Source organism: Sinorhizobium terangae, assembly GCF_029714365.1.
Lineage (GTDB): Bacteria > Pseudomonadota > Alphaproteobacteria > Rhizobiales > Rhizobiaceae > Sinorhizobium > Sinorhizobium terangae.
On sequence record NZ_CP121660.1, the window covers coordinates 670,645 to 696,533 of the forward strand.

20 protein-coding genes and 4 pseudogenes are annotated in these 25,889 nt (G+C 60.2%); 11 read left to right on the forward strand and 13 right to left on the reverse strand.

What is annotated here, in order from left to right; genetic code table 11:
* Positions 1 to 259 precede the first annotated feature (259 nt).
* Positions 260 to 538, forward strand: coding sequence for a hypothetical protein (locus tag QA637_RS21875; RefSeq protein ID WP_153443159.1), 279 nt, complete (start codon positions 260 to 262; stop codon positions 536 to 538).
* Between the two features lie 557 nt (positions 539 to 1,095).
* Positions 1,096 to 2,171: pseudogene (locus QA637_RS21880) on the forward strand (extracellular catalytic domain type 1 short-chain-length polyhydroxyalkanoate depolymerase); the annotation flags it as partial.
* Here QA637_RS21880 and QA637_RS21885 read toward each other — a convergent pair.
* Both QA637_RS21885 and QA637_RS21890 read right to left on the reverse strand, forming a co-directional pair.
* On the reverse strand, positions 2,137 to 2,400 hold the full coding sequence (locus QA637_RS21885) for a hypothetical protein (protein ID WP_184108940.1): 264 nt from the start codon (positions 2,398 to 2,400) through the stop codon (positions 2,137 to 2,139). The pseudogene QA637_RS21880 and the gene QA637_RS21885 overlap by 35 nt on opposite strands.
* Positions 2,397 to 2,567 carry a hypothetical protein gene (locus QA637_RS21890; RefSeq protein ID WP_167528422.1) on the reverse strand — a complete coding sequence of 57 codons (171 nt, stop codon included), beginning with the start codon at positions 2,565 to 2,567 and terminating at the stop codon, positions 2,397 to 2,399. The genes QA637_RS21885 and QA637_RS21890 overlap by 4 nt, the downstream gene beginning before the upstream one ends.
* A gap of 58 nt (positions 2,568 to 2,625) precedes the next feature.
* On the opposite strand from QA637_RS21890, the pseudogene QA637_RS21895 reads away from it, so the two are divergent.
* Positions 2,626 to 3,013 (forward strand): annotated as a pseudogene (locus QA637_RS21895) (LysR substrate-binding domain-containing protein); the annotation flags it as partial.
* A 182-nt stretch (positions 3,014 to 3,195) separates the two neighbouring features.
* On the opposite strand, the gene QA637_RS21900 reads toward QA637_RS21895, so the two are convergent.
* The 6 genes and pseudogenes from QA637_RS21900 to QA637_RS21920 form a co-directional block, all read right to left on the reverse strand.
* Positions 3,196 to 3,570 carry a lipocalin-like domain-containing protein gene (locus QA637_RS21900; protein WP_283066884.1) on the reverse strand — a complete coding sequence of 125 codons (375 nt, stop codon included), beginning with the start codon at positions 3,568 to 3,570 and terminating at the stop codon, positions 3,196 to 3,198.
* A gap of 141 nt (positions 3,571 to 3,711) precedes the next feature.
* The gene (locus tag QA637_RS21905; RefSeq protein WP_153443157.1) at positions 3,712 to 4,011 is read right to left on the reverse strand and encodes a HigA family addiction module antitoxin; all 300 of its coding nucleotides are present in this window, start codon (positions 4,009 to 4,011) and stop codon (positions 3,712 to 3,714) included.
* A gap of 28 nt (positions 4,012 to 4,039) precedes the next feature.
* Positions 4,040 to 4,320: pseudogene (locus QA637_RS21910) on the reverse strand (type II toxin-antitoxin system RelE/ParE family toxin).
* 379 nt (positions 4,321 to 4,699) lie between these two features.
* Positions 4,700 to 5,023 (reverse strand): beta-barrel domain-containing protein, encoded by a 324-nt coding sequence (locus tag QA637_RS30905; protein ID WP_475527767.1) that lies wholly within the window; start codon positions 5,021 to 5,023, stop codon positions 4,700 to 4,702.
* Positions 4,905 to 5,963 (reverse strand): hypothetical protein, encoded by a 1,059-nt coding sequence (locus tag QA637_RS31135; RefSeq protein WP_487247768.1) that lies wholly within the window; start codon positions 5,961 to 5,963, stop codon positions 4,905 to 4,907. Before QA637_RS31135 ends, QA637_RS30905 begins: the two co-directional genes overlap by 119 nt.
* A gap of 43 nt (positions 5,964 to 6,006) precedes the next feature.
* Positions 6,007 to 6,753 (reverse strand): annotated as a pseudogene (locus QA637_RS21920) (ATP-binding cassette domain-containing protein); the annotation flags it as partial.
* A 206-nt stretch (positions 6,754 to 6,959) separates the two neighbouring features.
* Here QA637_RS21920 and QA637_RS21925 point away from each other — a divergent pair.
* From QA637_RS21925 to QA637_RS21945, 5 genes are all read left to right on the forward strand, one after another.
* Positions 6,960 to 7,883 (forward strand): ArsR/SmtB family transcription factor, encoded by a 924-nt coding sequence (locus QA637_RS21925; RefSeq protein WP_153443156.1) that lies wholly within the window; start codon positions 6,960 to 6,962, stop codon positions 7,881 to 7,883.
* Positions 7,884 to 7,986: 103 nt separating this feature from the next.
* Positions 7,987 to 9,495, forward strand: a complete 1,509-nt coding sequence (arfA, locus tag QA637_RS21930; RefSeq protein WP_153443155.1) for an arabinosylfuranosidase ArfA — start codon at positions 7,987 to 7,989, stop codon at positions 9,493 to 9,495.
* A gap of 47 nt (positions 9,496 to 9,542) precedes the next feature.
* The gene (locus QA637_RS21935; RefSeq protein ID WP_153443154.1) at positions 9,543 to 10,817 is read left to right on the forward strand and encodes an extracellular solute-binding protein; all 1,275 of its coding nucleotides are present in this window, start codon (positions 9,543 to 9,545) and stop codon (positions 10,815 to 10,817) included.
* A gap of 70 nt (positions 10,818 to 10,887) precedes the next feature.
* Entirely contained in the window at positions 10,888 to 11,775 is an 888-nt protein-coding gene (locus QA637_RS21940; RefSeq protein ID WP_153443153.1) for a carbohydrate ABC transporter permease, read from the forward strand.
* A complete protein-coding gene (locus QA637_RS21945; RefSeq protein WP_153443152.1) occupies positions 11,772 to 12,614 on the forward strand; it encodes a carbohydrate ABC transporter permease in 843 nt (280 codons plus the stop codon). The genes QA637_RS21940 and QA637_RS21945 overlap by 4 nt, the downstream gene beginning before the upstream one ends.
* A gap of 75 nt (positions 12,615 to 12,689) precedes the next feature.
* Here the strand turns inward: QA637_RS21945 and QA637_RS21950 are convergent, their stop codons facing one another.
* The 3 genes from QA637_RS21950 to QA637_RS21960 all read right to left on the reverse strand — a co-directional run bounded on the left by QA637_RS21950 (position 12,690) and on the right by QA637_RS21960 (position 16,448).
* On the reverse strand, positions 12,690 to 13,775 hold the full coding sequence (locus QA637_RS21950) for an ABC transporter ATP-binding protein (protein ID WP_153443151.1): 1,086 nt from the start codon (positions 13,773 to 13,775) through the stop codon (positions 12,690 to 12,692).
* Positions 13,776 to 14,439: 664 nt separating this feature from the next.
* Entirely contained in the window at positions 14,440 to 15,738 is a 1,299-nt protein-coding gene (locus QA637_RS21955) for a HAMP domain-containing sensor histidine kinase (protein WP_283066889.1), read from the reverse strand.
* A gap of 20 nt (positions 15,739 to 15,758) precedes the next feature.
* Positions 15,759 to 16,448, reverse strand: a complete 690-nt coding sequence (locus tag QA637_RS21960) for a response regulator transcription factor (protein WP_153443146.1) — start codon at positions 16,446 to 16,448, stop codon at positions 15,759 to 15,761.
* Between the two features lie 146 nt (positions 16,449 to 16,594).
* Between QA637_RS21960 and QA637_RS21965 the strand changes: the two genes are divergently transcribed.
* From QA637_RS21965 to QA637_RS21975, 3 genes are read left to right on the forward strand one after another with little or no spacing between them, the layout of a single operon-like run.
* Positions 16,595 to 18,076: an efflux transporter outer membrane subunit gene (locus QA637_RS21965; protein WP_283066891.1), complete on the forward strand. Its 1,482-nt coding sequence runs from the start codon at positions 16,595 to 16,597 to the stop codon at positions 18,074 to 18,076.
* Positions 18,077 to 18,113: 37 nt separating this feature from the next.
* Complete coding sequence (locus QA637_RS21970; protein WP_153443144.1) at positions 18,114 to 19,184, forward strand: efflux RND transporter periplasmic adaptor subunit; 1,071 nt, start codon at positions 18,114 to 18,116, stop codon at positions 19,182 to 19,184.
* A complete protein-coding gene (locus tag QA637_RS21975; RefSeq protein WP_283066893.1) occupies positions 19,181 to 22,261 on the forward strand; it encodes an efflux RND transporter permease subunit in 3,081 nt (1,026 codons plus the stop codon). The genes QA637_RS21970 and QA637_RS21975 overlap by 4 nt, the downstream gene beginning before the upstream one ends.
* Positions 22,262 to 22,689: 428 nt before the next feature.
* Here QA637_RS21975 and QA637_RS21980 read toward each other — a convergent pair whose 3' ends face one another.
* Both QA637_RS21980 and QA637_RS21985 read right to left on the reverse strand, forming a co-directional pair.
* Positions 22,690 to 24,432 carry a dihydroxy-acid dehydratase gene (locus QA637_RS21980; protein ID WP_153443140.1) on the reverse strand — a complete coding sequence of 581 codons (1,743 nt, stop codon included), beginning with the start codon at positions 24,430 to 24,432 and terminating at the stop codon, positions 22,690 to 22,692.
* Positions 24,433 to 24,442: 10 nt separating this feature from the next.
* Positions 24,443 to 25,882 (reverse strand): NAD-dependent succinate-semialdehyde dehydrogenase, encoded by a 1,440-nt coding sequence (locus QA637_RS21985; protein WP_153443138.1) that lies wholly within the window; start codon positions 25,880 to 25,882, stop codon positions 24,443 to 24,445.
* Positions 25,883 to 25,889: the final 7 nt, after the last annotated feature.

Sequence of the window (25,889 nt, forward strand, 5' to 3'; positions counted from 1 at the left end):
ATCTGCCGCGTAGCACCGATGAGCGCCTGGTGGCGACAGTGAGGAGGCGGACAGGCGGTCCCTCCCCGATACTCTGGAGCGACTGCCAGATTTCGAAAGGCACCGCAGCGCCTCTTGGGATCCGTTAGCGCAGCGCTCGGAGCGCGTGAGTCTGCACGGAACGAACCGCGACCATCGCGGTTCGGAGGAAGGTTGCAGTTTTGCAAGTCTCCCGACCGGATGGCGCCTTGCCTGCTCACTTGCGAGCGGAGAAATTACGATGGCGCGCAGTACCAACCAAAAGCTGATGAAGGCGAGCGACATTCCAGCCTTCGTGGATGACGTCATCGAGGCCGGATGCGATATCTGCGCCGTTGGCCGCGACAAATACGTGATTGGACATACCGACCTGCCACCGGGCGCCTATGAGAAGAAGAGGCGCATGTTAGACAGGATCGAAGAAGCGTATGGCGATCGTGATTTCCTCAAGGTCGAGATTGTCGCTTACCTGCGATCAATTGGCCGATTTGTCGACGTCGGGACAGACGGATCTGAATAGAAGGTCTCGCCGGGATGCCCATGTCGGGCGAGAACATCTGCCGCCGCTGCTCCGGAACAGGCAAGCTCGACGGCGAAGCATGCCCAGACTGAGGCGGGACGGTAAAGGTGATCACTCCGATTGGTGGCGCGCCGGGTAAGGTGTCTTGAGGTGGAATGGCGCCTTGAAGTGTGCGATGCCATTTCCGGGATGCCCTCCCGCGGCGGATAAGCGAGCGCGCCCAGCGTTCCGTGCGCTTGGGCAGTGCCCCCGGTTCGCTGAGTCGATTTCGGGTGCGTGAGGCTTGGCGACGCCGACTGGATACCTGCGCGCTGAAGCCCATTGCCGCTGCGCGCGATGCCGAGTATCGGCGCAATGGGTACCCGCTGCATTTCTGCTAGCCGGTGTTGAGGACTCTCTCAGAGGACCGCGAGAGGCGCTCGCGATCTTCTGATGAGCCCAACCAGCTGAGGTGACTATCACGGATATTTCATTGTGCAGCGCAGCAACAATCCGGGGCTAGCCACGTTGTTACTCGGGCGCGCAGCCCTACCGCTGATGCAAGGAGATATCCATTCATGAGAACCCTATCCGTTATCCTTCCAAGAATTACGCGGCCCAGTACGGGCAAGGCGGCGCACCTGCACTCCGGCAACAGGCTTTCCACACTAACGAATTTCGGGTCGAACCCAGGTAAGTTGAAAGCCAGATATTATCTGCCGCCGAACCTGGCAAAGAGACCGGCGCTCGTCGTCGCTGTGCACGGATGCACACAGATTCCAGCCGATTACGATGTCTGTTCCGGCTGGTCGAAACTGGCCGAGAGGCATGGCTTCGCGCTGCTTTACCCGCAGCAGGTGCGCGACAATAACGGCAATCTCTGCTTCAACTGGTTCTTGCCTGGCGATATCCGGCGCGAAGCGGGCGAGGCTCTTTCCATTCGGCAAATGATCCAGACGATGTGCTCGAGGCACAAGATCGCCGGTGAAAAAATTTATGTGACGGGACTGTCCGCCGGTGGCGCAATGGCGAATGTCTTGCTTTCGACCTATCCCGAGGTTTTCGCTGGCGGAGCGATCATTGCCGGGCTCCCATACGCAACCGCGCTGACCCTCTCGCAGGCATTCGAGCGGATGCGCGGGCACGGCATGCCGTCGACGCGAGAACTGCGCGCCAAAGTTCTGTCGGCATCCAGCCATACGGGACCATGGCCGACAATCTCCGTCTGGCATGGAACGAGGGACAGCACTGTTGCCGAAGTGAACGCGCGCGCAATCGTCGAACAGTGGCGCGGCGTGCATGGCTTGGGCGAGGCGCCGACGGTCACTGAAACGATAGACGGGCAGACGCGCAAGGTCTGGAAGGACAATGACGGACGGCAGGTCGTCACTCTCTATAGCATCGAAGGCATGGGGCACGGGCTGCCGCTTGATCTGGCGAGTGGCTATGGAAAGCGCGGTCCCTACATGCTCGACGTTGGTATATCGTCAACCGCCCATATTGCCTATTCATGGGGATTGACGCGAAAACTGACGAGAGACCGACGTGACGAGGCAAAGCCGACGCATCCACTCTACATGCGGATCGTTCACGCTCGGCTCAGAACAAAATCCTGAAAGTCATCGCCGACGCTCTTCGATCGGCCGGGCTGATGCCGAAACAGACTCCGTCTGATTTTCTGGCCTCTGATACTGCGGTGACCACCCGCGCGCGAGCCCGCGGCTCATGAACTGCTCAGCGACTGCAAGCTGCTCGCGCAGATGCTTGCAGTCGAGCAGCAGTGTGGCGATCGCTGCGCGCGGATCTTCATCGTGCCAGGCGAGGGCGGCTTCGACCTCCCAATCGAGATCGGCGCTCTTCGCCTTTATTTCTGGGGCGGTCATTGTAATTTCAGGCTTAGCTGGATGCTGCGTTGGGGGATCGTCAAGGGTTTGCCGGTCTCAATCCGCCCAACCACCTCCTTGCGCCGCGCTGCCTCGCGCTCTCTTTTTGCGCGCAAAGCCGCCACGATGGAGTGAGCGCGCTCGATCACGTCTTCCGCATTGGTCATGAGAACCTCATTCTTCTCATCTGCCAATGACGTCAAGGGCTAACACTCCCCGGCATTTGAGGCGCCGGAGGAGCTCGTCGCCCATCAGGCCCTCATGCAAGGAACGGAAGCCTGGCAATTCATGGACGGCGAAAAGATCATTACCGGGGGCGCTTCAAGGCCGACAACGCCCGGGCTCTCCCCGCCGCCGCATTGGCTGGGGGTAGCTTGGATCCCCGATGGCGTGACCCGTGAATATGCAGCATCCGGCGCGCTGGTTCCGGTCATGACACGCTATCCACCACCTCTGCCGGCATATATGTCATCCGCCCGTCGGGGCAGCATCCCGCAAAGAAGATACGTGTCTCACAGAAATGCTGATCGAGTGTTTCGAGGAGGCTCCGACCCCTGTGGGCGTCGGTCGCTCCGCGATGTCAGGGCCTAAAATCGCCGTGAAACCAAACTGAGATCAAGAAGGCTCCAAATCTGCAAGGTAATGCTCTCTTTGAATATCCTCTTCCTACAGGAAAACCCATGACGCACGCGTCGAGGGCTCGAAGGATTAAACTAGGGGCCTGGGGAGGCAAACTAGTCGTGACTGAAGCCCCCGCCACCAGTAGAGGGAGAGGACTTCCGGTTTGAAAGTTCGTTAAGAGCCACGCAAGCCCTGCAAAGGCCTACGCCGCTCGTACGTCACGCGCCAGCCTTCGGGTGCATTTGTCGGCGTGATCACCAACTGGTCTTCCGTCACTTCAAAATTCCGCTCGAGCCGTTGTCCGATAAGGTTGCGAACGAGCGATGAACACACCGTGATGGCAAACGTCTTTTTCGCTTGGTCGATTTCGACCGGGCCATAATAGGCCTCATAGCCATTTGCCATGCAAGGCGTCGGCTCCGCCGCAGCGTCCGGGTTCATGGCCTGCACGGATAGTGTGCCGCTTTTCGAGAGGATCACCTGTCCGGAATACGGAATCTGTTCTGTCTGCCGCTCGCGTCGGTGACCTGAAGGGAGGTCATGTTCCACGCACCAACGAACCCTTTTCGTCGTTGGCGAGGGCCGGGGACAACACGGCCATAAGCTCACAAGGGATTGACGCAACGCCCGTTGCAGAAGATCGCATAATGTATCGGCTGGAATGTGCCGTACTTGGGGGACAGGGTCAGGCTATGCTGCGCTATCGATTTCCGGGATCAACTCCAGTTCGCGATGAAGTGCTATTTCCTCTGTCTTGAGGTTGAAGCTGGTCTGCATGTTCATCCAAAACTCCGGCGTTGTGCGGAAGTATTTGGCGAGGCGCAAAGCGGTATCCGTCGTTATCGGTGTTTGCTCCGCCGCTATGCGTTCGATGCGGGTGCGAGGAACATTGAGCTTTTTCGCCAGTGCACCAGCGCTCATGTTAAGGGGACGTAGGTACTCCTCGCGTAGGATTTCGCCCGGATGGACCGGCGGAAGGATATGGGTCATCTCAAGCTCCCTGTGCCACGATTGGCGTTTAATGGTAGTCAACTATTTCGACGTCTTCGATACCGGCATCTGTCCATACGAAGCATATACGCCACTGATCATTGATCCGGATCGAGTGTTGGCCTTCTCTATCGCCCTTCAGCGCTTCAAGTCGATTTCCCGGAGGGGAACGCAGGTCGTCAAGAGCGGCAGCACTTTCAGGATCGTCAATTTACGAACGGCCGACCTCACGATGTCTGAAGGAAAGCCTTTTGGTGCTTTGCCGCGCGCAACGGCTTCGGTTTTGGCGTCCTTAAATGACCTGATCACGTCCGGCTTTTTATGCTTGTATCATATGGTGATACTGGTGAAAGTCAACCAATATGTATCATTGCACGATACAGATTCGCAATCGCGATCCTTTTTACGCCATCCGAAAATGGCCGATCTTCGGTTCGATACCGTTGTTCAAGGCGAGGGATAGGAGCCGACATCTCGGGTGGCGGCGTATCGTCGGCTTCCGGTCGTCTCAGTCGGGTGGAAAACTTGGAGAGCAACCCAACGAGTGACAGCAATCCGCGCGAGAAGCCGACATTTCCCCACCCCCGCCTTGAAGAGTCGAACTGTCGCGCTGGCGACTCGCATGCTGAACAGTGGCCTTGAGGAGGGGCCGGGGCTTCATCGATTTGCATAAAAAACGCCGTTGAGCTCATTCCTCCCGCATCGCCCGGGCGATCTGGTCGGCCAGCGGCTTGACGAGGTAGGAGAGCGCCGTGCGCTCGCCAGTCTGGATGAACGCCTCGACCGGCATGCCGGCGTGCAGGACGAGGCTGCCGAGCTTGTGGAGCTCGGCCGCGGAAATCCGGATGCGCGCGGCGTACCACGCCTCGCCGGTCTGCGGGTTGGTGCTGAGGTTAGCGGCAATCGTCTGCACTTCGCCGATGATCTCCGGCGTCGTGCGCTGGTTGAAGGCAGAGAAGCGCAAGGTGGCCTTCTGCCCGAGATGCAGCTGATCGATATCGGCCGGCTGCATTTTCGCCTCGACGACGAGGCTGTCGTTGACGGGAACAATCTGCATCGCCGTTTCGCCGGGGGCGATGACGCCGCCGAACCGTGTGCACCGCAAGTTCGTGCACGATGCCGTTCTGCGGCGAGAGGATATCGATGCGCTTCAACTGGTCCTCGGCGGTAACCCGCTGCTCGGTGAGTTCCGCCAGCTTGTTGTCGACGTCGCGCAGTTCCGTTAGCACCTCGGAGCGGCGGTCCTGGTCGAGCTGCAGGACCTGCAGTTCGGTCTCCGTCGTCTGCGTCGCCGCGCGGGCGATCTCCGCCGTCAGTTGGCCGCGCTCGCCCGACAATTGCGCCTTCATCGGCTTGAGCTCGGCAAGCCGCGAGAACAGCGCCGGTCCCTGCGCGTGCAGGCTGGTAATGCCCGCGAGTTCCTCATCGATCAGCTTCAATTCGTCGTCCTTGGCGTCGCGGCGGGCCGTCAGTCCGTCGGCTTCCTGCGCCAGTTGATGCACCCGCTGGCTGAGCTGCGCTTTCTGGCCGTCGATCGTGCGTTTGCGGGCGTGGAACAGCGCCTTTTCCGCATTGACGTAGGCGGCGACCTCGGGATCGCCGAGTCTTGCCTGCAGTTCCTTCGACGGCGCCGGTTCCGCCGCCTCGTCGCGCTCGGCGGTCAGCCGCATGGCGCGCGCCTGCAACTGGTCGATCTGCTTGGTGATGACCGCCAGGTTGGCGCGGGTGACGGTGTCGTCGGGCCGGATCAGCAATTCGCCGGCCTTCACCTGCTGGCCGTCGCGCACCCGGATCTCGCCGACGATGCCGCCGTCGCGGTGCTGGATGCGCTTGACGTTGCCCTCGACGACAACGGTGCCTGCGCCGACGAAGGCGCCGGAGAGATTGCTCGTTGCCGCCCAGCCGCCAACGCCGAAGACGAGTACCGCGATCGAGACGCCGGCGATCAGCATGTGCGGGAGATGGCCTTGGCGGCGCGGCTTTCTGCTTTGGTGCTCATGCGGTCTCCGAAACGGCGTGGACGGTGGTCTTGCGCAGCACCTCGTCGCGCGGGCCGAAGGCGACGGCTCGGCCCTCGGCCATGAACAGGACCTGATCGACGGCGGCCAGGGCATTCGGCCGGTGGGCGATAACGACAACGATCGCGCCGGCCTTGCGGGCGGCGAGGATGGCATTGGTCAGCGCCGCCTCGCCCTCCGCGTCGAGGCTGGCATTCGGCTCGTCGAGCACCAGCAGGAACGGCTTGCCGTAGAGCGCCCGGGCGAGGCCGATGCGCTGGCGCTGGCCGGCCGACAGGATGGCGCCGGCAGCACCGATCCGGGTGTCGTAGCCTTCCGGCATCGACAGGATCAACTGAAGCACGCCGGCTTGCTCGGCCGCTTCGATGATCGCGGCCGGGTCCACGTCTCTCGCGAAGCGGCTGATGTTCTCGGCGATCGTGCCGTCGAACAGGTCGACGCCTTGCGGTAGGTAGCCGATCGAAGGCCCAAGCGATTCTGGCTCCCATTGGCCGAGCTCGGCCCCGTCGAGGCGGATCGTGCCGCGCGCGGGCGGCCAGACACCGACCAAGGCACGGGCCAGGGTCGACTTGCCGGAGCCGCTCGGGCCGATAATGCCGACGCCCTGGCCCGCGGCGAGCTTGAACGAGACGTCGCGGACGATGGCGGCATTGTTGCCGGGTGCGGCGACGACGAGCCCGGCCGCGTCCAATGTTTGCCGCGGCGCCGGCAGTGGCACCGGCTGGCGGTTCTCGCAGGCGCGTATCGGTTGATGGTGTCTTGGCTTGGCAATTTCACGAGAATTCTCTTTGTAGCGGGCCAATTGCTGGTTCGATGACGCCACCGCGATCAGTGCTGTAGGCTCCCTAGTGTCACACGTCCGCACTCAATGCAGCAGTTGCTTTCATATCGTGAAACCTGATATGAAGCGTAGGAAAGCGTGGGGATGATATGACTGGTAAAGTACTCGTGATTGATCCGATCGAGCGGCAAGACCTCATCAAAGGTCTCGCAAGCGACGTTCGCGTGATGATGTTGAAGTTGCTTCGATCGAGCGGTCCCAAAAACGTGAACGAGATCGCGGAGGAACTAAGTCTTCCCCAGTCAACGGCGTCGATCAACCTGAAGGTGCTCGAGGATTGCGGACTGATCTATACTGAGGGACAGCGGGCCAAAAAGGGCAGCCAGAAAGTCTGTTATTCGGCCTTCCAGGAAATTCTCATTTCGTTTTCAGAGCCAGTGGTTGATCGATTAGCGGACGCGATAGAAGTTTCGATGCCGCTTGGTCTATATACCCAGTTTGAAGTCACCGGCCCGTGTGGGATGTGCTCCAAGGATGGTGTCATCGGCCTTCTCGACGTACCGGACACCTTCCTCGATCCGGACCGTATGAAAGCGGGGCTTCTGTGGTTCAACACGGGGTTCGTAGAATATCAGTTTCCTAACAACACCCTGCTCAAGAAGGCGAAACCTAAGGCAATCGAATTCTCGATGGAACTGAGTTCTGAAGTGCCGGGGACGTCGGCAAACTGGCCGTCCGACATATTTCTGCAGGTCAACGGAATCGAAATCGGCACGTGGACGTCGCCGGGCGATTATGGGGACAAAAGGGGTACTTTCACGCCGGACTGGTGGAAACTCGCGGGTTCACAGTATGGCAAGCTCAAGAACTGGCGCATCAACGAGCAGGGAAGTTTCGTTGATGGAGTGAAGATATCAAACACCAACCTCGATGACCTCGATCTGGACAAGCATCGTTCAATCCGGTTGCGGGTTGGCGTCAAGGACGCGGCCGAGCATCCCGGTGGAATCAACATTTTCGGCAGCGGCTTCGGCAATTACGACCAGGACATCGTGCTCCGAATTCAAATTTGAGAAGTCATACTTTTGCTTGACGTGACCCTCCAATTCGGTTTCATATACCAACAAATTGGATATAAACCGAAATCTTGGATATTGAATTCGAGGGGAGAGAGTTTTGGAGGCTCGGGTCACCGCGCATTCGCGCTATACAATCGCCGACATAGATCGGCGGCTATACGGATCATTCCTGGAGCACCTGGGTAGGGCTGTCTATACAGGCATTTACGAACCCGACCATCCAACGGCGCTCCCCAACGGGATGCGCAAGGACGTAATCGATCTCGTGCGGGAACTCGATACACCGATTTGCCGCTATCCAGGTGGCAATTTCGTGTCGGCCTACAATTGGGAAGACGGCATTGGGCCGAAAGAGGGCCGTCCGACGCGCCTTGATCTCGCATGGCGCACCTCGGAATCTAACCAGGTCGGTATCCATGAGTTCGCCGAATGGGCCGAGGCTGCTGGCACAGAAATGATGCTGGCGGTCAATCTGGGCTCGCGCGGCCTGGACGCCGCCCGGAACTTCGTCGAGTACGTGAACCATCCGGGCGGCAGTCAGTGGTCGGACCTACGGCGCCAGAACGGGCGCGCGGAGCCTTGGAATGTCAAGCTGTGGTGCCTTGGCAACGAAATGGACGGGCCGTGGCAGGTGGGTCACAAAAGCGCCGCCGAGTACGGCCACCTCGCAAACGAGACCGCGAAGGCCATCCGAGCCTTCGACGACAAGCTTGAACTTGTCGTCTGCGGATCATCCCACTCCGATATGGCGACCTATCCTCGGTGGGAGGCAACGGTCCTCGACGCGACATACGACCAGGTCGACTACATCTCCCTCCACATGTATTTCGAGAACTACGAGAAGAGAACTTCAGAGTTTCTCGCTCTTCCGGAAAAGCTCGATCGCTACATCGGCACCGTCAGTGGTGTTATCGATTTTGTGAAGGGCAGCAAACGATCCAAGCGAGACGTCAAGATTTCCTTCGACGAATGGAACGTCTGGTACCACGAGCGCAAGAACGACGCTAAGCGGATGCGAGAATGGAATTGGCCTCATGCGCCGGTTCTCCTGGAAGACATATATAACTTCGAGGATGTGCTCCAGGTCGGGTGCATCATCAACACCTTCATCCGCCGCTCGGACGTCGTGCGAGTCGCCTGCATAGCGCAGTTGGTCAATGTGATCGCGCCGATCATGACCGAGCCAGGCGGTCGTTCTTGGCGTCAGACGATCTACCATCCCTTCCATCTGGCATCTCGCTACGGTCGAGGCACCGCTCTACAACTCGACGTCGACTGTGCGACTTATGTCTCCAACGTGTCCGAAGCTGTGTCCTATCTCGATATCGCCGGCGTTCATGACGGCGACGCGGGCACTCTCACCTTCTTTGCGGTCAATCGCCACTCGTCCGAATCGGCAAGCATCAAGCTCGCCGTGGAGCGCTTCGGAACCATCAGGGGCGTCGAGCACACCCTGATCAAGCACGACGACCTCGAGGCCCGGAATACCAAGGACAATCCGGACAATGTCTCGCCGCGCAAGACGTCCGATGCGGTCATGGACGGCAACAGTGTGAGTGTTTCCGTTCCGCCATACTCATATTCGATGATCAGAATTCAACTTTAAGATCAATCGGTAGCGGCAACACGCTGCTTGTCTGGGAGGAAAGTGACATGCCGAATTGGTTTAAACTTACGAAGGCAGTGCTTTTGGCGGGAGGTCTCATGACCACCGTCGCCCACGCCGAGGAAACCGTCACATGGTGGGACTTCTTCGGCGGCGGTGACGGCGTTCGCATGAAACAAATGGTCGCCGATTTCAACGAGGCCCACAAGGGCGAGATAAAGATCGATGCGACCACGCTGGAATGGGGAACGCCATTTTACTCCAAGGTCCAAACCTCTACGGCGGTTGGCGAAGGCCCTGATATCATGACGTATCACGCCAGCCGCATCCCGCTGGCGGTGAAGCAGGGCATTCTGCAGGAAATCACCGCCGACGACTGGAAGACGATGGGCCTCGGACAATCTGACTACGCCCCCGCGACTTGGGAGGCTGTGAGCATCGACGGCAAACAGTATGCGGTGCCGCTCGATACGCACCCAATCGTCCTTTATTATAACAAGGACCTGCTCAAGAAAGCCGGAGTTCTCGGCGACGACGGCAAGCCGAAGGGCATGGACTCGCGTGAGAACTTCACCGCGACGCTGAAGGCCTTGAAGGCCGCTGGGGTCAAGTTCCCGCTTGGCTCGGTGACTGCGGACGGCAACTTCATGTTCCGCACCGTCTATTCCTTCATGGGCCAGCAGGATGGTGAGCTCATGACGGACGGTGAGTTTCTTGCTGGCGACAGCGCAAAGAAGCTCGAAAACTCTCTTGCCGTTCTGTCCGAATGGACGAAGGAAGGGCTTCAATCCACCTATACGGACTACCCTGCGACCGTGGCGCTCTTCACATCGGGTGAAGCTGCGATGATGATCAACGGGGTTTGGGAAGTCCCGACGATGACGGACCTCAAGAAGAACGGCAAGCTCTTCGAATGGGGAGCCGTCGAACTGCCTGTAATCTTCAATCATCCCTCCACCTACGCCGACAGTCACACCTTCGCGCTCCCTGCGAACAAGGGCAAGGACATGAGTCCCGAGAAGCGAGCCGCGGTCCTCGAGGTCATGAGCTGGATGTCGAAGAATTCCTTGTTCTGGGCGACCGCGGGGCATATCCCCGCATATGGTCCCGTCACGAACTCGGCCGAGTACAAGGCGATGGAGCCGAACCACACATACTCTTCGCTGACCGCAAACATGATCTTCGATCCGAAGACTCCGCTGGCGGGCATCGCTGGGCCAATTTTTGACGTGATGTCGAATTTCTTCGTGCCGACGCTCAATGGTGAAATGGAGCCCGCGAAAGCGGTCGAGGAGATCAAGACCGGTTTGGCCGACCTTTGACGACCCGAGGCCCAGGCAATCAATCGTTCGCCTGGGCCATCCTCGTCTGAAAGGTAAGTGGAGCGGGAGGATGATGCTCAGAAACCGGCGCAACGAAGCTCTCTTCGCCTTGGCGCTCATCGCGCCGTTCGTCGCCATTTACGGACTTGTGTTCGTCTATCCGACGATAAGGCTTTTCATGATAAGCCTGACAGATGCGCCCCTGATTGGCGATGGAAACTTCGTCGGGTTCGACAACTACGCACGCCTTCCTTCTGACCGACGGTTCGGCACCGCGGTATGGAACACGGCCTACTTCGTACTCATCACCGTCGTCCCTGGAACGCTTGTGGCATTCGCAATAGCGCTCGGCGTCAATCGTCTTGCCGGACGACTTCAGGCAGCCATACTCGCCCTGTTCTTCTTGCCATATATTCTTCCGGTCTCGGTCGTGTATCTCCTCTGGGATTGGACGCTGAACTTCCAGTTCGGCATCGCGATGTACCTTTTCGACATGCTCGGCATCGCGCGCATCCCCGTTTTCAAGTCGACCGCCTGGTTCATGCCCGCCGTCGGCATAATCACGATCTGGTGGACCGCAGGATTTTCCATATTGTTGTTTCTCGCCGGATTGCGAACCATCCCGACGGAAATCTACGAGGCTGCGGCCTTAGACAACGCCGGCAGATGGTCGACCTTCCGCCGCATTACTTGGCCTTTGATGTGGCCAATCACCGCGCTCGTACTGACCATCCAGTTGATTTCGCAGCTCAAGATTTTTGACCAAGTCTACCTCTTCTCAGTCGGCGGACGACCGAACGACAACGTGGTCCTGGTCTATTATGTCTTTCAGCGAGCGTTCCAATCGGATCAGGGAGGCAGGGCGGCAGCCGTCGCGGTGGTCCTATTTGTGATCGTCATTGTCGTGTCTGTTTTGAATTTTCAGCTGACACGCCTTTCGGGAGGGCGGGACCGATGACCGCGACAACAGCGCGCCGACTTAACGCCATCGGCCTCATTATCACTGTCATAACCGTCATCTGCGCCATCGTCTGGGCGTTTCCCCTCTACTGGGCTGTGGTTTCGTCACTGAAACCTGAGCACGAAGTCGTCAGGCCCTATATCGAGCTCTGGCCCGAGACTTTTACCATTTCGCATTATGTATTCGCCTTGACTCAGACAGAGATCGGGCGGTGGTATGTCAATTCCATTCTCACGGCGATAGCCGTCACGGTGCTAACTGTCAGTTCGTCACTGTTCTGCGGCTACGCCATCTCGCAGCTGAGCTTTCCGCTTCGGAATGTCTTGTGGTGGCTAATCTTGGCGAGCTTCATGGTCCCCATGCAGACCCTGATCGTGAATCACTTCGAATTGGTGGCCGGTCTTGGCCTAATCAATACCTGGAGTGGGATCGTGCTCCCGCAGCTCATTCATCCCGTCATCATCATCGTCTACAAGCAATTCTTTGACGGCGTGCCGAAGGATTTTCGCGAGGCGGCGGTTATGGACAATGCGTCTGAATGGCGGATTTTAACCAAGGTCTATATTCCTATGAACTGGGGTGTGACAACGGCGCTCTCGATCGTCTGCTTCATCTGGTCCTGGAACTCGTTCTTGTGGCCATTCCTTGCGGTGACCAGGACCGACATGATGACGATTACTGTGGGGATCACGCAGGTGAACGATGCCTTCGGGGTCTATTATGCAAGGCAGCTTACTGCGGCGGTTCTCGCCGGCCTGCCCGTGGCGATGGCTTACCTAATCTTTCAGCGGCGCGTCACTGAAGCGATCACGCTGTCAGCGGGTATTAAAGGCTAGATTGTTACTCTCCGGCTGGCGCCTGCACGGACCTCCGAATTGGTGATTGGAGGTCCGCTGCTATTTGGACGCGTATCAGATTGCTTGATAGGATTTCCCGTCGGCATCAAAGAGGTGAACGGCCAGAGGGTCGAGTCCCACGCGCACGCGATCTCCCGGACGGACCTCGGAACGCCCCGCATCCTGAGCGATAAGCTGTGAACCGTCCTCGAGCGTGCAATATGCCAGCGTCCGCTCGCCAAGTTGCTCGACGACGCCAACCTGTGCTTCGATCGAGGGACGAGAGGGATCGATTTCGCCAGTCATGATCCGGACCGACTCTGGCCGTATGCCAAGATCGAACCTGCCTGGCGCGGGCACAGGGGCCTCAATCTCGAGCTCGAACCCGTTCCCGAACCTGATGGGTGTCCGCCCTGGACGGATGACATCGACCGAAAGAAAATTCATTCCTGGGCTTCCGATGAAACCTGCGACGAAGCGGGACGCGGGTTTGAGGTAAACCTCCATTGGCGTCCCGATCTGCTCAATCTTGCATTGGTTGAGCACCACGATCCGATCTGCCAGCGTCATCGCCTCCGTCTGGTCGTGCGTGACATAGATCATCGTAGACTTCATCCGCTGGTGAAGTTGCGCCAGCTCGACGCGGGTCCTCACGCGCAGGGCGGCATCGAGGTTCGACAGAGGTTCGTCGAAAAGGAACGCCTTTGGCTCCTTCACGATCGCACGCCCTATGGCTACGCGCTGCCTTTGGCCACCAGATAGCTGCGCGGGTTTGCGAGAAAGCAGGTTTTCCATCTCGAGCATTCGCGCCGCCATCAAGACCCGCGTCTCGATCTCCGCCGCCGGAAGCCCGATGTTCTCAAGCCCGAACGCCATGTTGTCCCGCACCGACATGTGCGGATAAAGCGCGTAGTTCTGGAAAACCATCGCTACGTTGCGATGGCCGGGCGGCAGCGCTTCGCTGCGTATGCCGCCGATCGTCAGAGAGCCGGAGTCGATTGTCTCCAGACCGGCGATCATCCGAAGAAGCGTTGATTTTCCCGACCCCGATGGTCCCAGAAACACCATCAGTTCGCCGGCGTTTACCGTCAGGGATATGTTGCTGATTACCGATACCGAGCCGAAGCTCTTGGAAACGTTCTCCAGACGAATTTCCGCCATGTAATCCTCCCAATGTTTGCATCATTCTTTTCGGTATGTATCGGAAGTCAAGATATCGCCTCCAACAACCGCCGAGCAGCGAGCACAAATGTGGGACCAACATAAGGGAGAACACGCTCGGCCGATGTCTCCTGTTGGGGTTCCCGGCGTGGCCGCTGGCTAAGCGTATCGACGGCTTTTATGAGCTTGAGCAGGTGGTGTGGACGACCGATGACGGCGCAAACCTGCCGTCCCGCGCAACGAATTGACAGTCCGCTTCGGGCTCTAAGCGGTCTTTGCCCCATTGATATCAGACGGCAGCACTGGGTCGAAACGCGTCGATCGCAGCTTCCGAGGGTAAGGTCTGGAAGTGGTGCAAACCTGCACCTCGGCGGCATGTATGCATTCCGCTTCTGGGATACCACCGTGCTCTGCTCAGTGTCCGACTTGAAGGCGCACAGCGGTCGTTCGTGAATCGTGGCTGGAAAGTCGTTTTCGGGGTGGTGACCGGTCGTCTGCTGCGGTTAGCGCGAATGGCCGAGATGCGGACTTTTGGGACGTTCATTCAACCGACGCTTCGACCCTAAGCCGATATCCGTCGATAGCACTCGGAATTTCCGGTTTTGCCGCGCAAAGCAACCGTCACCGTGTGACGCGCGAGCGACCGCTCCCCACCGGACAGTAATTATTCAGCGGAAGGCCGGCGGTTTGCCGGCATCGTGCGCAGAACAGCATCTGCCTCTGTGATCGGCAGAATCATCTTCATACGCAAACCGCTACCGGAGATCCGCGATGCGTCAATCCTGCCCCCATGCCGCTCGAATGCCTGCTTGGTGATCGACAGACCCAGACCGAACCCGGCAGCGTCGGCCGGGGTATCGGCAAACCTCCGGAAGGGATGAAAGATGGATTCGAGCGCGCTGTCTGGAACTCCGGGGCCTTCGTCTTCGACGATAAGCTCGAAACTATACGACGTTCTTCGGCTCGACACGCGGACCACCGATCCGGGCGGGGAGTATTTCACTGCGTTCCGCACGACATTCTCCACCGCTCGATAAATCAGCTCGCCATCTACTGACGTCACGAACGACTCTTCTCCGTCGTATTCGACCGCGACCTGGTTCGACGCTCCCTCGAAGGTGCTGTCGTCCACTATCTCGCGAACGAGGTCGATCAGATCAAGTCTCTGTCGGTTCAAAGGCTGGTCCGCCGCCGCCGCAAGCTTGGCAAGCGTCAGGATCTCGCCGACAAGATCGTCCATACGTTGAATTTCCCGCTCCAGCCGTTCCAGCATGTCGTTGAGCCGGGCTGGGTTCTGGCGAAGCACCCCTAGACCAGCCTGCAGACGCGAGAGAGGCGACCGGAGTTCATGGGAGACGTCGTGAAACAGGCGCTGCTGAACCTCCTGAAACTCCTGCAAACGAGAAGCCGTGGCATCAAAGTCATGAGCAAGGGCAGCCACCTCGTCACGCTTGCGGTCGACCTCTTCACCGATCCGCGCACCGAAGTTGCCGCGAGCGAGTTCCCCCAGTCCTTGCCGAAGCTGTTCGACCGGCCCTGTGAAGTAGTTCGCCAGCCAGAACGCGGCGCCGGCCGCGGCCAAAAGGGCGGAAGCCCACGGCATGAGTTTGGGCCACTGTCGCCAAATGTAGGCATCGTCCGGGACTGCCGTGACTTCATAGCATTTGCCCGAGTTCACGACGCGCCGGACAAGCGTGTCGCTGACGGATACCGCGCATTCAAGCGGTGCGCCGACCGCCTTCACGCTCAGGCGGATCGAAGGATCCGCATTTGCGAACGCCGATATGACGTCTTGCACGGCAAGCATGCCTTGGCGAGCGAGCAGGTCCGAAGCCGTGTCCAGGGCAAAGCTTGTGGTTCGCTCCTGGACCTCTTCGGCAAACGGCGTGAGCGGCAGGAAGCTGAGTATGGCGAAGACCAGCGCGATGGATCCAGCTACGCACAGCCACACCATCACGAACATCTTTCTCCGAAGCCTCTGCATCAGCCGTCCCGCAGCAATTGGTAGCCCTGACCGCGGACCGACTGGATCCAGGAGGAGCCGTCATCCCGCAACCCGAGTTTTTGCCGGACGCTGCTTATGTGGACGTCGATCCGCCGGTCGAATGGCGTCAAGCCGCGCCCGAAAGCCCACCGGGATATCTCTTCCTTTGGAACGAGCTGCCCAGCGCTGCGCGCGAGGACTTCGAGGATCGAGAACTCCGTGCCGGTCACCTCCAGGTGCCGACCTTTCCAGATCGCCGCACGCGTCGCGGGGTTGAGGGTAAGCCCGCCCGCCTGCAGTGTCTCGCTCTCGTCTGTCGTCTTGCCGGTCGTCCGCCGGAGTATCGCCCGGATTCTCGCGACCAGCTCGCCCGGCGAGCAGGGCTTCGAGACATAGTCATCAGCCCCGAGATTGAGCCCGGAGATGCGGTCGACATCGTCGCCCTTCGCTGTCAGCATCAGCACCGGGATGTCGCCCAGACGGCGGATGCGCTGCAGCGCGTCGATGCCGTTCATCCGCGGCATCATTACGTCCAGGACGATGATGTCGACTCCCTGACCGGCAGCGGCGCTTGCGATCCCCTGCCGTGCGTCGTCCGTCGTTTCGACGTCGAAGCCCTCCTCGGTGAGGTATTCGCTCAGCAGCGTCGTCAGTTCCGTGTCATCGTCGATCAGAAGTACTTTCGGCATGGGCAATCCCGGTTCACCATTCCCGTGAGCAATACAACGGCAGCAGCAGATCGGGGCAATTTTTACATAACTTTACGCTTCCTTAACCGCACTTAACACCCCGACCTCTATCAACGGCTCTGACATTGGAGACGGCGGAGCACACGTTGAAGAGCCATATCAAGCGCAAATTGAAACTGGTCAGCCTTGTCTGCCTTGCCGGGAGTTTGAGCGGTTGCGTCGTCGGGCCGGACTACGTGAAACCGTCGATCGCGATGCCGGCCTCCTGGAAAACAAAAGGAAAGCACGTCCACGAAGCTCCTCCCGAGCTGGCGGAGTGGTGGAAGCAGTTCCATGACCCGGTCCTCAACGGACTCGTGACGGAGGCCGTCCACTCGAACCTGGATGTCGCGACGGCGAAGGCAAAGATCCGGCAGGCCCGGGCATCGCTCCAGCAAGAAAGGGGTACACTGTTTCCCTCGCTTTCCGAGGCGTCGTCGGCAACCCGCAACAAGGGGACCACGACAGGTACGGAGCCCACGGTCTATTCGCAGTACCAGGCTGGCTTCGATGCAAGCTGGGAGATCGATCTTTTCGGCGGAGCAAGGCGCGCAGTGGAGGCGGCTGTCTACGCCGAGCAATCTTCGGAAGAAGAATTGCGCGACACGCTCGTGACTCTGATAGGCGACGTCGCCACCTATTACGTCCAGGCTCGCGAGTACCAGCAGCTTGTGGCACTCGCCCAACGTTCGGCAAAATCCCAGCGCGAAACCGCCGTCCTCACGACGCAGCAAGTCGCAGTCGGACTGGCGTCCCGGGTCGATGTCTCCAAGGCGGAGGCGCAGGCGGCGTCGACCCAGGCCGACGTGCCGTCCTATCAGATCAGCTATGCCAAGGCCGTAAACCGCCTTGCTGTCCTGCTTGGCCGATCGGCACTTGATCTCGATGCGCAGTTCCGTAGCGCAGAGCCGATCCCGTCGCCGCCGCGCAAGATGAAGGTGGGAATTCCGGCGGATATCTTGAACACCCGGCCGGATATCCGATCGGCTGAGCGTCAGCTTGCCCAGGCAACCGCGAAAGTCGGACAGGCAGAAGCGAACCGATACCCTTCGGTCAGCCTAACGGGCGCGATCGACACCTCAGCGGCGAGCATCAGCGATCTCGGCAAGAAGTCGACCATCGGCTGGTCTTTCGGGCCCAGCCTGACCGTTCCGATCTTTCAGGGCGGACAGTTGAAGGCCGCGGTAGGTGTCGCCAAGGCGGAACGAGACCAGCACTTCTTCATCTATCAGTCGACCGTTCTGAACGCCCTCGAGGACGTGCAAAATGCGATCGTCTCGCTCAACAAGTCGCGAGCCCGAGCCGCCTCGCTCGCAGAATCCGTATCCGGTTATAGACTGGCGGCGAAGTATTCGCGCGACCTGTTAGCCGCCGGTGAGAGCGACCTCTTCGACGTCCTCGATGCCGACCGCTCCCTCTACTCCGCCCAGGAGCAGTTGATCCAGGCGAATGCGGACATCGCGACAAACTACGTGTCCCTCAACAAGGCCCTTGGCGGCGGCTGGAGCGGCCCCATCGACGTGACCGTGCCCAGGGTCGAAGACGGCTTCGTCGGCCCGCATCTCGCAATGCGGAAGACTGGACGATAAGCCGACCTCCACGCCCAACCTATCGAGGGAACCAAGAATGAAGAACATTGCAATATTCGCAGGCACCCTCGCGACGTGCCTTCTTCTCGCCCGCGGGCCGGCGGCGGCACAGGAGGAAACACAGGCGCCTGCGCTTACCGTGTCCCTGGTGGAGCCGGCAAAGGAGCAGTGGCCCGAAACCATTCCGGTCAGTGGGTGGCTGAAGCCTTGGCACGAGGCCACCATCGCCTCCGAAACCAGTGGATTGCGCATCAAGGAGGTTCTGGTCGATGTGGGATCTGTCGTGAAAAAGGGAGACGTCCTCGTGCGGCTTGATCAGGCTGGCGTCCTTGCTGACCTGAAAAAGCAGGAGGCGGCGGTGGAAACCGGGAAGGCAAATCTTGAGAAGGCAACGTCCGAGGCTAAGCGTGCGCGCGACATCGCCTCCGGAGTGTTGTCCGACCAAAAAAGGGTCGAGTACTTCAACACCGAGAGGACGGCGCAAGCCGCCCTCGCGTCCGAAGAGGCCGCTCTCGAAGGCCAGCGGATCAAGGTCTCGCAGACAACTATCACCGCCGTGGATGACGGGATCATCACGTCACGGTCGGCATCTCTCGGCGCGGTCGTGTCGACTGGTACCGAACTTTTCCGGCTGACGCGCCAGCAGCGCATTGAATGGCAGGCCGAAGTCCCGGCGCTGAGCCTTCTGAGGGTCGAACCGGGGCAAGCGGCCGAGATCGACGCGCCGGACGGGCGCACGTTCAAGGGTATGGTGCGGCTTGTCGCGCCGACGATCAGCGACGAGACGGGGAGAGCGATCGTCTACGTGCAGCTCCCAGAGGAACCGAAGCCTCGCGCCGGCCTCTACGTGTCCGGACGCATTGACATCACGGCGAGCAAAGCCCTTACGGTTCCGGAATCGTCCATCGTTTACCGCGACGGCCTCGCTTACGTGTTCGTGATCGACGAGGAAAGCAGGGCGCACCGCGTGCGGGTGAAGGTCGGCCGACGCAGGTCCGACCGGGTGGAAGTATCCGAGGGCCTGGCAGGTGGGGAGAGGGTTGTGCAGGCGGGCGGCGCCTTTCTGTCTGAGAACGCGCTGGTCAAGATCGAGGAGGCTGCGCGATGAATATCTCTACTTGGTCGATCCGAAATCCCGTTCCAGTCGTCCTTCTGTTTGCTCTCCTGACTGTCTGCGGACTGCTCGCTTTCTTGCGCCTTCAGGTGCAGGACTTTCCCGACATGGATCTGCCGACCATAAAAATCGTCGGCACCCTGGAAGGCGCAGCTCCAACGCAGCTCGAAACAGAGGTGGCGCGCAAGATCGAGGACAAGCTCGCGTCGCTGAGCCTGCTCGACCACATCACGACGACGATCACCGACGGCAACGTCACGATCAGCGTGTCGTTCAAACTCGAGAAGAATAGTGAGGCGGCCCTCAACGAGGTCCGCAACGCAGTTGACAGCGCCAAAAGTGAGCTTCCATCCGCGATGGATACTCCGACCGTCTCCAAGGTGACGGTGCAGTCGTCCGTCCTTCTCGCCTTCGCGGTACGGTCAGACAAACTCGACGAGGCGGAGTTGTCGTGGTTCGTCGATAACGACATGACCAAGGCGCTGTTGTCAGGTGGAGGCGTCGGACAGGTAACGCGCATCGGCGGCGTGGACCGCGAGGCGCATGTCGACCTGAGGCCGGACGTACTGACAAGCCTCGGGATCACGGCCGCCGACATCTCTTCCAAGATCAAGTCGGTTCAATCCGACATATCGGGAGGTCGGGGCGACATCGGTGCCCTGCGGCAAACCGTCCGCGTGATGGGTGCCGTACCTTCGGTCGATGACCTCGCATCCCTCGCTATCCCGCTCTCCAACGGGCAGAACGTGAGGCTGGACGACGTAGCGACCGTCACCGATAGCTATGCGGACCGCTCGTCCATCGCCTACCTCGACGGAAAGCCGGCCATAGCCGTCCAGATCTACCGTTTGAACGGTTTCTCGGACACCGCGGTAGCGGACGAAATCCAGGCGAAGATGCGGGAATTCGCGGCGGCGAATCCGGAGGTCCAGATCGTCGACGCCTACACGACCGTCAAGCCGATCATCGAGAACTACGACGGTTCGATGCACATGCTCTACGAAGGCGCTTTCCTCGCGGTCGTCGTCGTCTGGGCATTTCTACGGGACTGGCGGGCGACTTTTCTCTCTGCTATCGCCCTCCCGCTATCGGTAATCCCGACATTCCTCGTGATGTATCTCGCAGACTTCAGCCTGAACACGGTGACGTTGCTTGCACTGTCGCTGGTCGTCGGCATTCTGGTAGATGATGCGATCGTCGAGATAGAAAACATCGAACGACATCTCGGAATGGGCAAGACCGCCAGAGACGCCGCCATGGAGGCGGCCGACGAAATTGGGCTTGCCGTGATCGCGACAACCTTCACCCTCGTCGCCGTCTTCTTACCGACAGCATTCATGGGCGGCGTTCCCGGCCTCGTTTTCCGACAGTTCGGTGTGACGGCGGCGGCTGCCGTGCTCGCCTCCCTTCTCGTCGCCCGCTTCATCACCCCCATGATGGCGGCATATCTCATGAAGGCGCATCCGAAAGAGGAAAAGGACGGCTGGGTGATGAGAACGTATCTGTCCGTCGTCAAGGCATGCCTCAGGCACCGGCTCATCACTATGCTCGCGACGAGCGCCCTGCTTGTCGCATCGCTGATGGCCATACCCTTTCTCAAGACAGGGTTCCTTCCGGCCTCGGATAATTCTCAGACCCAGGTGAATCTGACGCTTTCGCCGGGCAGCACGCTGGAGATGACCGACACCACGTCCCGACGCGCGGCCGAGATCATATCAAAGTTGCCGGATGTCACCGGCGTGTACGTTTCCGTCGGCTCGTCCTCTTCGGGAAGCGGCCCTGATTCCTCGACGACTAGCGACATCACAAAGGCGACGGTCGTGGTCAACCTGACCGACATGAGCGATCGAGACCGCAAGCAGACAGAGATCGAGCGGGACATACGCAATGCCCTCTCTGTCCTGCCCGGCGCCACGGTCGAAGTCGGAAGCGGCGGCAACGGCACGAAGCTCGAGATCACGATTGCCGGCGATGATGCCGACGCTCTGGATCGCGCTGCGAGTTCGTTGGAGGATCAGTTGAGGACGCTGAACGGTGTCGGTGCGGTGACCTCCAGCGCGTCCCTGCAGGCGCCGGAAGTTCAGATCAAGCCAGACTTCCCCAAAGCGGCCGCCTTGGGCGTAACGTCCGAGGCGATTGCGGAGGCAGTTCGTGTTTCCACCAATGGCGACTACTCGAACTCAATGGCCAAGCTCAATCTACCGCAGCGCCAGATCGACGTCCGTGTTCGTCTTGATCCAAAGTCACGGACCGACATTGACGCCATCTCTCGAATCCAGGTGTCCGGTGCCAAAGGAAAGGTGTCTTTGGGGACCATCGCCGACATATCGATTGGCGGCAGTCCTTCGGAAATCAACCGCATCGATCGCGCCCGCAACGTCACCCTCTCCGTCGAACTCAACGGCCGCATCCTTGGTGACGTGAACCGGGAGGCGCAGGCGCTTTCAGCGCTTCGCCAGTTGCCCCCGGGGGTTTATCAGGTCCAGCAGGGCGAACTGCAGCAGAGTTCCGAACTCTTCGAGAGCTTTGCAATAGCAATGGCAATCGGCGTGTTCTGCGTCTACGCGGTCCTTGTCCTTCTATTCCACGATTTCCTTCAGCCCGTCACTATCCTGATGGCGCTTCCATTGGCACTCGGAGGCGCACTCGTTCCACTGCTGGTCACGGGCATGAGCTTCTCCATGCCGGCGGTGATCGGCCTGATTCTGCTCATGGGTATCGTGACCAAGAATTCGATCTTGCTCGTCGAGTACGCGATCATGTCGAGGCGGCAAGGTGTGCCGCGGTTCGACGCACTCGTTGACGCATGCCACAAGCGCGCAAGGCCGATTATCATGACGACGATTGCGATGGGCGCAGGAATGATCCCTGTGGCGTTGAGCCTGACCGGCGGCGATCCCAGCTTCCGACAGCCAATGGCGATCGTTGTGATCGGCGGGCTACTTACGTCAACCTTCCTCAGCCTATTCGTCATCCCGACAATCTTCACGCTGATTGACGATCTACATATCGCTTTCAAGCGGCACTTCGTATCCATCGCCGCTGATGCACAAACACTGGCAAAACCTTAACTCGGCACAGTCGGGTCGTTGGCGGAATGTTGCCCTACAGCGCTGTTGCCACGACCCCCGCTCACCATCGACCTGTGCCGCTGACGGCGACACCTGGAAGGACCGGATTGGGCTCAATCGAGCCATTGCCGGTCCTCGTCCCCTAAGGCCGCAAAGGGTCGAGAGCAGCCGTACACCAGCATTCGGCGCAGCACTCGTGCGTTCTCGTTCTGTTCTCAAAACATCGCGTAATCTATCAACAGGAACTGGCCGAAGGTCGGCGCCGATCGCTGCCGACTTTCACGAATTCGGCAGGGTCAACCGGCGCTCCCCGAGGGACGAAAGGGGGAATTGACCCTCGCCGTCTCCGCGCCGATGGCCGCCGCAACGACGCTCAGCTCAATGAGGCGGTAGTTCGCTGTCAGCTTAACCGGCTCCTCCTTGGAGCTTCAGCTTCGGATGTGGGATGACGAGGCCGGTCTGCTTTGCAGGAAGTCGAAGTCGCAGCCTTCGTCGGCCTGCAAGACATGATCGCGGTAAAGCATATCGTAACCCCGAAGCGCCGGACGCTTTTCTATCGTCCGCTCAGCACGCCGGGTCTCCAGTTCCTCATCGGAAACGAGAAGGCGGATCGAGTGATCTTTTACACTCAGCGCGATCGAGTCCCCGTTACGGATCAGACCGATCGGACCACCCGAAGCAGCATCCGGCGCGACATGCAGAACGATGGTGCCGTAGGCGGTCCCACTCATACGTGCATCGGAGATACGCACCATGTCCTTGACGCCGGCACGTGCGAGCTTGGCCGGGATCGGGATGTAACCAGCCTCCGGCATGGCAGCGTCGCTGAGCGGACCGGCATTCTGGAGAACAAGGAAGTCGTCCGCCGTAACGTCGAGGTCGGGATCGTCGATGCGAGCCGCAAGATCCTGCAACGAAGTGAAGACGACGGCACGGCCGGTTTTCTCGAAGAGATTGGGGTCTGCGGCCGAGCGCTTGATGATCGCGCCGCGCGGCGCCATGTTCCCGAACAGGGCGAGAAGCCCGCCGCTTTCACGAATGGGAGCATAGAACGACTTCACGACATTGCGATCAACCCAGGGGTCCGCCGCCTGGATGCGGTCGCCAATGGTTTCGCCAGTGATCGTCTCGCAGTCGAGGTGAAGGAGATGCTTCAGCTCCCGCATGACGGCCGGAATGCCTCCGGCCGCATGCAGGTCTTCCATATAAGCGGCGCCGGTCGGCTTGAGGTCGACGAGTACGGGCGTCGTGTCGCTAATCTCATTCATCCGATTCAGGTCGATCTTCACCCCGAGGCGGCCGGCAATGGCGGCGAGGTGGATGATAGCGTTGGTGGAACCGCCGATCGCCATCAGGATGCGCACGCCGTTTTCCAGCGCTTTCTCCGTGATGATCTTCCTGGGTGTCCTGTCCGTGCCGATCAGCTGGACGGCGAGACGGCCGGTTTCCTCGGCCATGCGCAGGCGATCCGCATCGACTGCGGGGATGGCTGCGGAGCCTGCGGGCATCATGCCGATAGCTTCGGCAAGCGAGGCCATGGTGCTGGCCGTTCCCATCACCGCGCAAGTGCCGCTGGTGGACGCGAGGCGCTTTTCGACCTCGCCGATGCCCTGATCGTCGACGTCGCCCGCGCGATAGCGCTGCCAGAAGCGGCGGCAGTCGGTGCAGGCGCCGAGACGTTCACCACGATGACGGCTGGTCGACATGGGGCCGGCGACGAGCTGGATAGACGGAAGGCCGGCGGATGCAGCGCCCATCAGCTGCGCGGGAACGGTCTTGTCGCAGCCGCCGAGGAGAACCACCGAGTCCATCGGCTGCGCGCGGGTCATCTCCTCGACATCCATGGACATGAGATTGCGAAACTTGAGGCTCGTCGGGCTGAGGAAGACCTCGCCGAGCGAGATCGTCGGGAACTCGACAGGCAGCGCGCCTGCGGCCAGCACGCCGCGCTTCACCGCCTCGATCATCTCGGGGAAATGCCGGTGACAGTTGTTGAAGCCGCTCGCCGAGTGGGCGATGCCGACGATTGGCCGGTCGAGCATCTGCCGGCTATAACCCATGGAGCTGGCGAAGGATCGGCGCAGATAGATGCTGAACCCCCGGTCGCCATAGCTGGTCAATCCGCGCGAAAAGCCCGTTTCCTTGCCGGAATTGTTGTGGTCGTCACACATGTTTTCTTCCTCACGCGACCCGCATCTTGATGTATTTGGCTTCGAGATAGTCGAAGATTCCGAGCCGGCCTCCCTCACGGCCCATGCCGCTTTCCTTGATCCCGCCGAAGGGGATCTCGGCTGCGGCAAGCAGCATGTCGTTGACGCCAACCATGCCGACTTCGAGCGCTTCCGCCGCCCTGTTCGCGCGCTCGAGCGAACGCGAGAAGACGTAGCCCGCAAGGCCGAAGGGCACGTCGTTGGCGCGCTTCACGGCATCGTCAAAGTCGGAGAAGCGCGCGATCGGGGCGACGGGGCCGAACGGCTCCTCCGACATGATAAGTGCATCGTCCGGAACGTCGCCGAGAACCGTCGGACGATAGAAGAAGCCGCGATTGCGGTCAGCCGGGATTTCGCCGCCTGCAAGCAGCGTCGCGCTCTTGGCCAGGGCATCGGAGACCATGCTGACGATACGCTCGCGGCCGCGGGCGTTGGCCATCGGGCCCATTTCCACGCCGTCGTCGCTGCCGCGGCCGATTTTGAGGCCGTTGGCGACGTCGGCCATCGTACGCGCGAAGGGCTCGTAAATGGAGTCGTGGACATAGAAGCGGCTTGGCGAGATACAGACCTGACCGGCATTGCGGAACTTGGCGCGGGCACAGGCGGTGGCGGCAGCAACCGGATCGGCATCTTCCAGCACGAGAACCGGCGCATGGCCACCCAGCTCCATCGACACCTTCTTCACGGTGTCGGCGCATTGCCTGAGGATCAGCTTCCCGACCGCGACGGAGCCGGTGAGCGAGACCTTCCTGATCGTCGGCGAGGCGATCAGGTGGGTCGATACATCGGAAGAGTTGCCGCTGACCACATTCAGCACGCCGGCGGGCAGGCCAGCCCTCATGGCGGCTGCCGCGATGTGCAGCGTGCTCGACGGCGCTTCCTCCGAGGGCTTGATGACGATGGGGCAGCCGGCGGCAAGCGAGGCGGCGATCTTGCGGGCTGGAAGCAGCGCCGGGAAGTTCCAGGCGGTGAAGGCGGCCACCGGGCCGACCGGATCGAACCGGACGTCGAGACGCACGTTCGGGTCGCGCCCGCCGAGAACGTGGCCGAAGATGCGCCGCGCCTCGTCGGCATACCAATCAAACTGATCGATGGCGGCGTTCCATTCACCTGTGGCTTCCGTAATGGGCTTGCCCGTTTCGGCGGACATGTCGCGCGCTGCACGGTCCGAGAGGCTACGCATTTCCCCGGCGATGCGACGGAGGATGGCGCTCCGTTCCCAGCCGGGAACCTTGCCCCAGCGCGGGGCCTCGCGGGAGAGGACGCTCAGAACCTCGTCGAGATCCGTGGCGTCGGCCGAGGGAAGATGGCCGATGATCTCTTCATCGACAGGATCGATGACGGGTCGGGTCTGCCCGCTGCGCGAGGCACGCCACTGACCGTCTATCAGCAGTCCGAATTGTTCATACATGGTCGTT

Bases quoted from the DNA above. Each gene is read 5' to 3' on its own strand.
- QA637_RS21980 (WP_153443140.1), bottom strand. From the start codon at position 24,432: ATGTGTGACGACCACAACAATTCCGGCAAGGAAACGGGCTTTTCGCGC.
- QA637_RS21885 (WP_184108940.1), bottom strand. From the start codon at position 2,400: ATGACCGCCCCAGAAATAAAGGCGAAGAGCGCCGATCTCGATTGGGAG.
- QA637_RS21955 (WP_283066889.1), bottom strand. From the start codon at position 15,738: ATGTTCGTGATGGTGTGGCTGTGCGTAGCTGGATCCATCGCGCTGGTC.
- QA637_RS21945 (WP_153443152.1), top strand. From the start codon at position 11,772: ATGACCGCGACAACAGCGCGCCGACTTAACGCCATCGGCCTCATTATC.
- QA637_RS21875 (WP_153443159.1), top strand. From the start codon at position 260: ATGGCGCGCAGTACCAACCAAAAGCTGATGAAGGCGAGCGACATTCCA.
- QA637_RS21905 (WP_153443157.1), bottom strand. From the start codon at position 4,011: ATGACCCATATCCTTCCGCCGGTCCATCCGGGCGAAATCCTACGCGAG.
- QA637_RS21925 (WP_153443156.1), top strand. From the start codon at position 6,960: ATGACTGGTAAAGTACTCGTGATTGATCCGATCGAGCGGCAAGACCTC.
- QA637_RS21985 (WP_153443138.1), bottom strand. From the start codon at position 25,882: ATGTATGAACAATTCGGACTGCTGATAGACGGTCAGTGGCGTGCCTCG.
- QA637_RS30905 (WP_475527767.1), bottom strand. From the start codon at position 5,023: ATGCAGCCGGCCGATATCGATCAGCTGCATCTCGGGCAGAAGGCCACC.
- QA637_RS21935 (WP_153443154.1), top strand. From the start codon at position 9,543: ATGCCGAATTGGTTTAAACTTACGAAGGCAGTGCTTTTGGCGGGAGGT.
- QA637_RS21970 (WP_153443144.1), top strand. From the start codon at position 18,114: ATGAAGAACATTGCAATATTCGCAGGCACCCTCGCGACGTGCCTTCTT.
- QA637_RS31135 (WP_487247768.1), bottom strand. From the start codon at position 5,963: ATGCTGATCGCCGGCGTCTCGATCGCGGTACTCGTCTTCGGCGTTGGC.
- QA637_RS21890 (WP_167528422.1), bottom strand. From the start codon at position 2,567: ATGACCAATGCGGAAGACGTGATCGAGCGCGCTCACTCCATCGTGGCG.
- QA637_RS21940 (WP_153443153.1), top strand. From the start codon at position 10,888: ATGATGCTCAGAAACCGGCGCAACGAAGCTCTCTTCGCCTTGGCGCTC.
- QA637_RS21975 (WP_283066893.1), top strand. From the start codon at position 19,181: ATGAATATCTCTACTTGGTCGATCCGAAATCCCGTTCCAGTCGTCCTT.
- QA637_RS21950 (WP_153443151.1), bottom strand. From the start codon at position 13,775: ATGGCGGAAATTCGTCTGGAGAACGTTTCCAAGAGCTTCGGCTCGGTA.
- QA637_RS21960 (WP_153443146.1), bottom strand. From the start codon at position 16,448: ATGCCGAAAGTACTTCTGATCGACGATGACACGGAACTGACGACGCTG.